The organism is Clostridium sp. 2218st1_F5_2218SCRN_220325 (assembly GCF_039062665.1).
GTDB lineage: Bacteria > Bacillota > Clostridia > Peptostreptococcales > Peptostreptococcaceae > Intestinibacter.
In genome coordinates, this window is the sequence record NZ_JBCLNH010000035.1 from 1 (window position 1) to 7,659 (window position 7,659).

At 29.5% G+C, this 7,659-nt stretch carries 7 protein-coding genes; 1 reads left to right on the forward strand and 6 read right to left on the reverse strand.

Translation table 11 applies throughout. The features are described from left to right. A partial coding sequence (locus ABCM86_RS13805) for an ASKHA domain-containing protein (RefSeq protein ID WP_343004186.1) occupies window positions 1-1,887 on the reverse strand: 1,887 nt, incomplete at its 3' end. 173 nt (window positions 1,888-2,060) lie between these two features. On the opposite strand from ABCM86_RS13805, the gene ABCM86_RS13810 reads away from it, so the two are divergent. Continuing rightward, window positions 2,061-2,705, forward strand: coding sequence for a corrinoid protein (locus ABCM86_RS13810; RefSeq protein ID WP_343004187.1), 645 nt, complete (start codon window positions 2,061-2,063; stop codon window positions 2,703-2,705). A gap of 122 nt (window positions 2,706-2,827) precedes the next feature. Here ABCM86_RS13810 and ABCM86_RS13815 read toward each other — a convergent pair whose 3' ends face one another. The 5 genes from ABCM86_RS13815 to ABCM86_RS13835 form a co-directional block, all read right to left on the reverse strand. Next, window positions 2,828-3,646 carry a methyltetrahydrofolate cobalamin methyltransferase gene (locus ABCM86_RS13815; protein ID WP_343004188.1) on the reverse strand — a complete coding sequence of 273 codons (819 nt, stop codon included), beginning with the start codon at window positions 3,644-3,646 and terminating at the stop codon, window positions 2,828-2,830. Between the two features lie 1,368 nt (window positions 3,647-5,014). Next, window positions 5,015-5,326, reverse strand: coding sequence for a hypothetical protein (locus tag ABCM86_RS13820; protein WP_295572040.1), 312 nt, complete (start codon window positions 5,324-5,326; stop codon window positions 5,015-5,017). Between the two features lie 151 nt (window positions 5,327-5,477). Continuing rightward, entirely contained in the window at window positions 5,478-5,903 is a 426-nt protein-coding gene (locus ABCM86_RS13825; protein WP_195931818.1) for a hypothetical protein, read from the reverse strand. Between the two features lie 378 nt (window positions 5,904-6,281). Next, a complete protein-coding gene (locus ABCM86_RS13830) occupies window positions 6,282-6,914 on the reverse strand; it encodes a hypothetical protein (protein WP_343004189.1) in 633 nt (210 codons plus the stop codon). A gap of 82 nt (window positions 6,915-6,996) precedes the next feature. Beyond that, window positions 6,997-7,659: NAD(P)/FAD-dependent oxidoreductase (locus ABCM86_RS13835; protein ID WP_343004190.1), on the reverse strand; the 663-nt coding region annotated here is incomplete at its 5' end.

Here is a 7,659-nt window from a genome sequence, read left to right on the forward strand (position 1 = left end):
GCTTACAGCAGCTTCTTCTGTTTGAGATTTTTGTGCTGGCTCGTAGATTCTCTCCATCATCATTCCATTTACAAAGTATTCTTGGAACTCTTTTCTATTAGATAATTCTATATATTTTGATGTATTTATCTTATTTACTATTAAATTTCTATATTCCTTAGACAATAAGTACATTTTTGCCCCACTACCTGCACAGTTTCCGATGGATTTAATCTTTCCATCTAATTCTAGAGGTATCATACCTATTTGTAGCGAACTTTTGACATTCATATAGTTTCCAAATCCACCGCCTAAATATAGACATTCTATATCGTTAAAATCTAAATTCTTTTCCTTAACTAATATCTGTATACCAGCATTAATAGCAGCCTTTGCAAGTTGAACTTCTCTTATGTCCTTTTGAGTAAATGATATAATATCTCCATTTTGATCTTTAGCCAAAATATATTGCTTCATACCGTCAATTTCTACTAAATCTTTAGTCAAATATTCATATTCTTCAAATTCAAAGTCGTCGTCTTCTTCATCAAACATCCTACCAGTTTCGTCTATCAAAGAGTATTTAATCATCTCAGAAACGGCATCTAAAACCCCTGAACCGCACACACCGCAAGGTGGTTTATTTCCAATTGTCTTTATCTTATTTTTTTTAGATAAATCTATCTCACTTATAGCTCCCAAAATGCCTCCTACACCGTATTTAATATTTGCCCCTTCAAACGCAGGCCCAGCCGCAGTGGAACAAGTTATAACCTCGTCTTTGTTTCCTAGTGCCATCTCTCCATTAGTCCCCAAGTCTAGTAATAATGAGTATTTTTCTGATTCCAACATACCAGAAGACAATATACCTGCTGTTATATCGCTGCCGACATAACTAGATACACCCGGCATTATACTTATATTTGATTTGAAGCTAAATCCTATATCTTTTGGACTAAAATTCATAGCTTCTGTAAATCCTGAAATATAAGGTGCTTTTGCTATATATTCTGGATCTATTCCTAAAAGAAGGTGAATCATAGTAGTATTTCCAACTATTACTGTATCGTATATATTATCTATATTTATATTGTTTCTCTTGCCTATATTTTTAACTATGTCGTTGATTTGACTCACTATAGAAACTTTAAGTTTTTTAAGCCCATCAGGATTTTCTATAGTATAATTGATTCTAGATATAACATCTGCACCGTAATTTCTTTGATTATTAACCTCAGAAATTACATCTATTTGGCGTCCATCATAAAGACTCATCAAATATACAGCGATTGTAGTAGTACCTATATCGATTGCTAGACCGTAGTTGTCTTTTGTTGTATCTGATGGCTCGATATCTACAATTTTATTGTCAAATAAAGTTATAGTAAACTTATAATCGTCTTTTCTAATTACTTTAGGTATTTTTCTAAGTATATTTAAATCTATATCTATATTTTCTAAATTAAAGGATTCTTTTAAGAAGTCTTTTATTCTCATTAAATCGTCTCTCTGGTCGTCTAAAGTAGGTTTTTCTAACACTATATAGTGTTTTTTAATAGAAGGGTTAATTTTAAATTCTTTTTCTACACCGCTTATCAAAACAGTCATATCTTTTATTTTATTTGAAAGCTCTACTGTCAAATCATTCATAACTTTAGTATCACAAGCAAGCCTTACACCAGAATTTAATTCAGCTTCACTCAAATGTTTTTTACTTGATGCTCCTATTTCTGTATTTTCTCTCAATTTGCATCTACATTTACCACAGCTACCGTTTCCATTACATGGTGCATCAAAATCTATATTATTTTTTCTTATAACATCTAAAAGATTGTCGCCTATATTGGCCTTACATACCTTTTCACCATCTTCAAGTATTATCTTTACATTAATTTTATTTTCCTTCATTTTTATTCCCTCCAGACTTTATTCATTTCTAAAAATTTTACAATTTTATATACTAATAAGTGATAGATTATATCTCATTTTCTACCTATAATTTAATTATATATAAGAAAATATCAACTAGTAACAAATATTATAAATATTTCGTTACTTATAGGTTTATAGGAGGTTATAATATGGATTTTAGTAAGCTCTCACAAAATGTACAAAAGGGTAATGCCCGAATGACTAACAAACTCGTTCAAGAAGCTCTAGCAGATGGTATAGACGCATCTGTTATATTAAACAAAGGTCTTATCCCAGCTTTAAATGAAGTAGGTATAAAATTTAAGAATAATGAAATCTACGTACCCGAGATGTTACTTGCCGGTAAAGCAATGACTGCAGGTATAAAAGTTTTAGAACCTCTCTTATCTTTAACTGGTGCACAATTTATAGGCACTGCCGTAATCGGTACTGTCAAAGGAGACATCCACGATATCGGCAAAAACTTAGTCAAAATTACACTTCGTGGCATTGGCATTGATGTTTATGATTTAGGAGTAGATGTATCAGCAAAAGATTTTATACAAAAGGCCGAAGAAGTAAACGCTGACTTAGTCTGTCTTTCCGCCTTGCTTACAACAACTATGCCCGAAATCGGCGAAGTTATAAAAGAATTTAGAAAAGCAGGCATAAAAGATAAATACATATTTATGATAGGCGGAGCCCCAGTAACAAGCAACTTTTCCAAAAGAATAAATGCCGATTACTACACTGCAGATGCGGCGTCAGCTGCAAAACTAGCAGAAAAGGTACTACTCCAGAAACATAAGAGTTAAAACCATATAAAATTGTAAGATTTTTAGTATTTAATTTTTAATTTGTTATTTAAAAGCAAAAGTGTTGCCCTTATTTAAACTAGAACAACACTTTTAACAAATTTTCAATAATATTTACATATTTATAAAGTATTTAATTGTTTAGGATTTCCAATTATACCAGCTCTAAATGCTTGAAGGTATTCTGCACAATATTCATCTCTACCTGCAAGCATTTCTGCTGTAACAATGCTTCCCATCATATCTCTATCAAGTGGATTTATAATAAGTCCGTCAAGACCTCTAGCAATAGCCATTACTGCGAAGTTTCTGTTTATATATTTTCTTTCTGGAAGCCCAAATGATATATTACTTAGTCCACACATTGTATGAATTCCTTTAAATTCAGTCGTAATAGCTGCTACAGAGTCTAAAAATTCAAATCCATAAGTATCGTCAGTACCTATAGGTTGAACTAATGGGTCTACATATATATTGTCGATTGGTACGTTGTTTTTAACTAAACCATTTACTAATTTATCAGCTATTTTTAATCTTTGTTCACAAGTTTCAGGCATTCCTTCTGAGCTCATACATAAAGCGACTATTTTTAAATCAGTTCCTGCTACAACTGGAAGTACAGCGTCGTATCTATCTTCTTCTAAAGATATGGAGTTTATCATTGCAGTCCCTTTATGTATTTGTAAAGCAGCTTCTAAGGCCTTTGGATCTGGAGAATCTATACAACATGGTATATCAACTACTTGTTGAATATTTTCAATCATCCATTTTAAGTGTTTAGTCTCAGTTCCTACAAATGTACCGGCGTTGACGTCTATATATGTAGCTCCAGCTTCTTCTTGGTCAATAGCTACTTGTTTTATATATTCAATATCGCCTTTATCAATCGCTTCTTTTATTGCTTTTCTACTTGAGTTTATCAATTCACCAACTATAATCATAAAATATTCCCCCTAATTGTTTTTTCATAACCAAATTTTATACAAATTCTCTATTAACCAGAGTTTTGTTTACATAATTTTTTTATTGTAGCTATAATATTGTGATTTTATTTAATTTTATATATAATGTCATTTAATTTTTTCTATTACTTTACTTTTGAATTTTTATTTTTTTATATTTGTTTACTTTTTATATATTTTTCATAACCCTTTTAAACTAAATTATTTTATCTACTTTACCGTAAAATTAACTCCACCTCCTATAGATATAAACTTAAAAATTTCTCTGGGTCGTAAAAGTTGACAAGAGGCGTATTACACGACCCATTAAATAGATCAAATAAAACTATACAATTGTGGGATTCACATTATTTTGATTATATTGAATATAGGGATTTTCTCCCTTTCAATATATTTTAGATTTGTATAATGTTTATACTATTATTATAGAAAAATAGGCATTTTAATTATTGTAATAATTATGTTATTTTTAGAAAATTTCTTAAATTCGCTCTAAAAATAAAACTTCTCTTTCTAAAATGGCTTAATTTCAACGTATTTATTGATTACAAATCCTTATTATCACATATAAAAATTTTTATATTTTTAAAATATTAACAATAAAATTTTTTTCGATTCTCAATTATTTATTTATTTTTATTACTTTTTAGTAATTTTAAGATTTTTTGTATTTTTTTTAGAATTGTACAAGTTTTGCCCTTTGAAAAAAGATTGATAAAATTTTAATAAAAAATTGTTAAATTTTTATTTATTTTTCTTAAATTTGTGGTAATATATAAGTATAGTTTAAATATTTAAAAGTAAAAATCTTTTGTTAGGATGGAGTTTTGATAAATCTCCTGTCCCTACATTTGTTTCGCCCGTAGGGATAACCCTTTCATAGCGCTGTTTTCTGTATTTAGCGCGGGATGGACTAATAGTATTTTATTTAACAAATGTAATCGTTTTACTTGGATTAAAATCACTTACTCGGCATTTTTTAAGCTGAATAAGTGATTTTTTCGATATTTTTGCAAACGTTTTCCTTTTGCGAAGCAACTTGATTTTTTTATATCTTACCCTGTATTGTTGCTATTTGCAGGTTTTTAATTTATTTTATATCTACAAATTCAATATTAGATTTAATATAAACCACAAACCAGATAATATATAATTTCCTTAAGATAAAAAAATAAAGCTCCTATTTTTAGAAGCTTTATTTTTTTACTTATTTTTACTAATCACTATTTGTTTCTTGTTACTTACTATTTATTGCTTATTACTTATTGTTTATTACTCTTATTATTTTTATATTTATATTCTTATTATTTATAGATTTTTATATCCGTTTTCTCCAATTATATATATTTAACTTTTATCTTCGCTTTTTTCTTTTTCTTTTTTATATTGATCATAGTCATACTTATTTATTTTATATCTGGCATTGCATTTACTACACTGGACGATTGCTCCTCCTTTAAACTTCATATAAATCCCTGCTATCGCCATCATCACAGCAAGTCCTAAAAAGACAAGTGAAATAAATGACATAATTGGTATAAAGTAAAATATTACTGCGCATATTATAGAATATAAGCTCATTTTCCATAAATTTTGTGAAGCACTTATAATTTTAGCGTCACTTTTACATCTTTTGCACTTTATAGTTTCATTGGCCATAGTATTATCCCCCTATATTATTTAAATATACTTTAATAATACTAGAGATTCTTGAAAATTTCCTCAATTATTTGTCTTTTTAATTGTTTCTTTTAGTTTAATCTTGATTATCTATTTTCATTTTTTATTTTAACATTTAAATGATTTATTTCTATTTGCTCTTGCCTTTTATTACAGTTTTTCTACACAAATCATTTTTAAGCATATCGTCGAATTTTATCGCAAAATAGCTTAAAAATACCCATGCCAAACTGAATATAAGCGAAATTTGTCCGTTTATATTGAATTTTAAATTTTTATAGTCCCAAATATTCAGTCCTAATTTGATATTTAGAATATATCCTGAAATATATTCTATAATAGTTATAATAATAGCGCTCAAAATACACTGTTTATACATCTTCATCTCCGGCGTTATATCGTTTATAAGACCAGCTAGCATACCGCACAGGCCGCCTACTATTATCATGGATGGATGAGTATACCCCCTAAAAATCATCTCGATATTAGTGTAGACGCACCCCATTATGATTACTATCAGAAGCTCTTTTATTATAAAATCTTTAATATTATTCAATCGCTCCACCTCCACAATATAAATTATGTACAACCTGTTTTAAAAATGAGTATAAATCAAAAATTCTATCACCAATGACTTCGTACATTGCTTTAAAATTCACTTCGCTCATAGCGCAACAACTTCGGATATTACTTAAACACCAAAAAAAGCCCCATTAAAAATGGGGCTTTCTTGGTGCACTTCCAATCCCTACTAACAAGTTATAGACTATACAAATATCACTTCACATGAAGTTGATTGAAGTTGGTCGAGTACACAAATATTATTTACAATTTTATAATTGTTATGCTTTTTTTATAATTATTACGTTTTTTAATGTTTTTTAAAAAGAATTACACTAAATTATAATTATTTTAATTATCACGATTTTAATTATTATGCTATTTTGCTTATTATAAATTCATTTTGACCTAATTCTCTATATTCAAATTCACTATTTAGATCTTTTACGAATTCTTTTATCCATAGACCTCTAAGGTTGTAGAATACGTCTACATCAATGCCTTCTTCTGCCCAAAGTTCTTTATGAACGCATATTCTTCTAACCCATTTAACAGCATCTTCGTCAGATTCTATAACTTGGTTTACATGGTCGCATGGCATACCGTCTAATATATAGTCGTTCATGCAGTTGAATATTTCAGGAGCGTTTTCGATAGCTCTTTCAGATGTTACTTCACTAGCAGCTTCTTTAGCTTGGTCTATGTAGACTTTTTCTAAAGCTGATATTTTGTCGTTTTGAATCATAAATTTAGTCCAAGCAGCCATTCTTCCTTCTGCTCTGTGGATTCTATCTTGTAACCATCCATGTATATTATTAGTGTCTATTATTTCTTCTAGGTTTTTATTTTCTAATTTAGCTCCGTATTTAGCTTCTATTTCAGATTTTACACCTTCTATATCAAGCCCTTCACTCTTTGCAATTTTGATTATTTCTTCTTCTAAATTTTCAAACCATAATATTTTGTTAAATAACCAGTAATGTATCTTTCCTAAAAATAAACTCATTTCTAAAACTCCTTATTGCTAAAATTTCTGTTATATTTACTTTATTGTAAAAGTTTATTTATCTTTTATTTAAATTGAGATTTTATTTAAATTCTGTTTCTAATTTTTTCTCTAATTGAGCTATTTCTAAAACATCATCTCTAAATTTATCTATTGTTATTCTGTCTATAAAATCGCCTAGCTTTTCGCCCATAAGCGCATTTTCTTTATAGTAGTTTAAGATGACTTCTACTAAAGCGAAAGCTTGATTTTCAGTTAATCCACGAGTGACGATATCCGCCATTCTAGGATAGAACCCTGCGCTACCACCTACTGTAACGAAAAACAGCTTGTCAAAGTCGACTAAGACGCCTATATCCTTAGCATACACACTTCCACAAGAATTCCTACATCCAGCAACACCTATTTTAGTTCTGCATGGAAGCTCCATCCCCTGAAACGCTCTGCTAAGTTTCATACCTATTCCAAGTGTAGGGTATTTTGATCTTTTGCAGAAATTAGCTGGACACATCTCCACATTTTTAAGTGAATTTTGAGTCACAACAGCTGGTTTCATGCCAAGTTCGTCCCAAACAGCAGGAAGGTCCTCTTCTTTTAAATTAGTTATTAATATTCTTTGTCCTGATGTTATTTTTATGATGCCGCCATATCTCTCAGCAACAGCACCTAGTTTTATAAGTACATCAGGTTTTATAAATCCTCCTGGAATATGAGGAGTTATCGCAAAAGTTCTTTTGCCATTTCT